This window comes from Caballeronia sp. (assembly GCF_049581465.1).
Classification (GTDB): Bacteria; Pseudomonadota; Gammaproteobacteria; order Burkholderiales; family Burkholderiaceae; genus Caballeronia.
The window spans coordinates 1-1,686 of record NZ_JBAUSA010000927.1; the positions used below are offsets into that span (position 1 = coordinate 1).

Below are 1,686 nucleotides of genomic sequence, written 5' to 3' on the forward strand. Positions count from 1 at the left end.
GACGGCCGACATAGAGCTCGCCGACCTTCGTCACCATCGGTGCATCGGTCGGCAGATCATGTTGGATGCTGACCGCCAGATATCCCCGCGCAGCGAACACGTTCGCCAGAAAAGAATACTCGGTGAACTTGACGGTGTTGCCGTGATTGAGGATCGCCACCGGCAGCGTGATCATGCCGGCATCGGCCTGCATTTCCTTGTCGCGCCGCACGGCGATGTCGACCGCGACCGGACGATTGTCGCGCGCCGGATCGTAGAACGTGATTGTTTCGTGACGGATCGCCCACTTGCTCGCGGTGAAGTACGCAACCGACACCAGCGCGCAAAGCGAAAGCAGAATAGCAATTCCACGTTTCATATCTGTCCTCGGAGCAGTCACCTCAGGGAGAACTCAATTCCTATGTCCGGGACTCTGCGTTCCCTTGATCGTTAATATACGTCACAGCGACGTGACAGGAAGGCTAAATGTTGTGAATTGACCGCCTGATCATTGTGCGGCGCACCCTCTTATTGTGCAATTGCACAACATCGGGACCGGTAACCTGCCGCACTTTAGGACGTCACAAATCAACGTCAGGTTCAGGTCTTCGGTAAAGCCGTACTAAAAACGGGCTTCGGGACCGTTCGTTCCAGGCCTAACGGTAAATATGCACCGTCGTCCCCTTGCGCAAGATTCCAGCTTGGCGAGGTTCAAGCGCCGATGATGTCGTGGACTTCGAGCGGCTTGTCGACTTGGCTGAACCATTCGGCCCGATTGGCGGCGCGGCGGCGGCCGCGTTCATCGAGCGGCAGCTTCAACTGGCGCAGCAGGCTTGTGACCTCCTCGCGCGCCGTCACATGGCCCATGCTCGGGCGGGTGCCGAGCGTCGCCTCATCGAGGTCGTCGAGCGCGGTGAGCCCGCGAGGAAAGAACTCGCGGTAAACCACGCGCTCGGCAAAACCATCGATCGAGCGGAAGCCGAGCCGGAACGACAACTCGTTGAGGCCATCGGCGACCAACTGCTTGTTGCGCGATCCCAGCATCGACAACCGGTTGCGGACCACGATCCAGTCGGTGGAGGCGCCGTCGAGCTGGCGGCGCTTGCGCCTGGCGTCGCGCACCATCTCCGCATAATGGCTCTCGCCGGTCACGGAATAGGTCGCGGGGTCGACGGTGCCGAGCACGTCGAAATCGAGAAAGCTGTCGTTGATCGGCGTCACCAGTGTATCGGCCATCGAATGCGCCAGGCGCATCAGATAGCTGTCGGATCCCGGCGTATCGATCACGATGAAATCGAAGCTCCGCTCCACCGCGCTGACGGCATCCATGAACTGCTGGAACTCGGACGATTCATTGTCGGCGATCTGCATGGTCTCGCCGAGCTTGGTGCAGCAATGCACCGGCAGTTCGAGGTCGAGGCCGGTGCGGCGCGCCCAGGCACGGCGGTTGCCGATATAGCGGGTGAAGCTTTGCTGGCGGCAATCGAGATCGATGGTGGCGACGCGTTGGCCTGCCTTCATCAGGGCAACGGCAATATGCAGGGCGGTAGTGGATTTCCCCGAACCGCCCTTCTCGTTGCCCAGCACAACTACATGGGCCGAGCCCGATTGCCCCTGACTAGTCTGCACCAACATTTTTTGAATCCCTTGGATATCTTCAAATTACGCGCGTCTGTGGTCAAGCGAAATGCGCAACGACACTCTCGA

Annotated in this window: 2 protein-coding genes; both read right to left on the reverse strand. The window is 59.7% G+C overall.

The window, feature by feature from the left end:
* A partial coding sequence (locus WCA53_RS22770) for a hypothetical protein (RefSeq protein ID WP_423915818.1) occupies positions 1-358 on the reverse strand: 358 nt, incomplete at its 3' end.
* Between the two features lie 332 nt (positions 359-690).
* Positions 691-1,614 carry a division plane positioning ATPase MipZ gene (locus tag WCA53_RS22775; protein WP_423915820.1) on the reverse strand — a complete coding sequence of 308 codons (924 nt, stop codon included), beginning with the start codon at positions 1,612-1,614 and terminating at the stop codon, positions 691-693.
* Between the last annotated feature and the right edge of the window lie 72 nt (positions 1,615-1,686).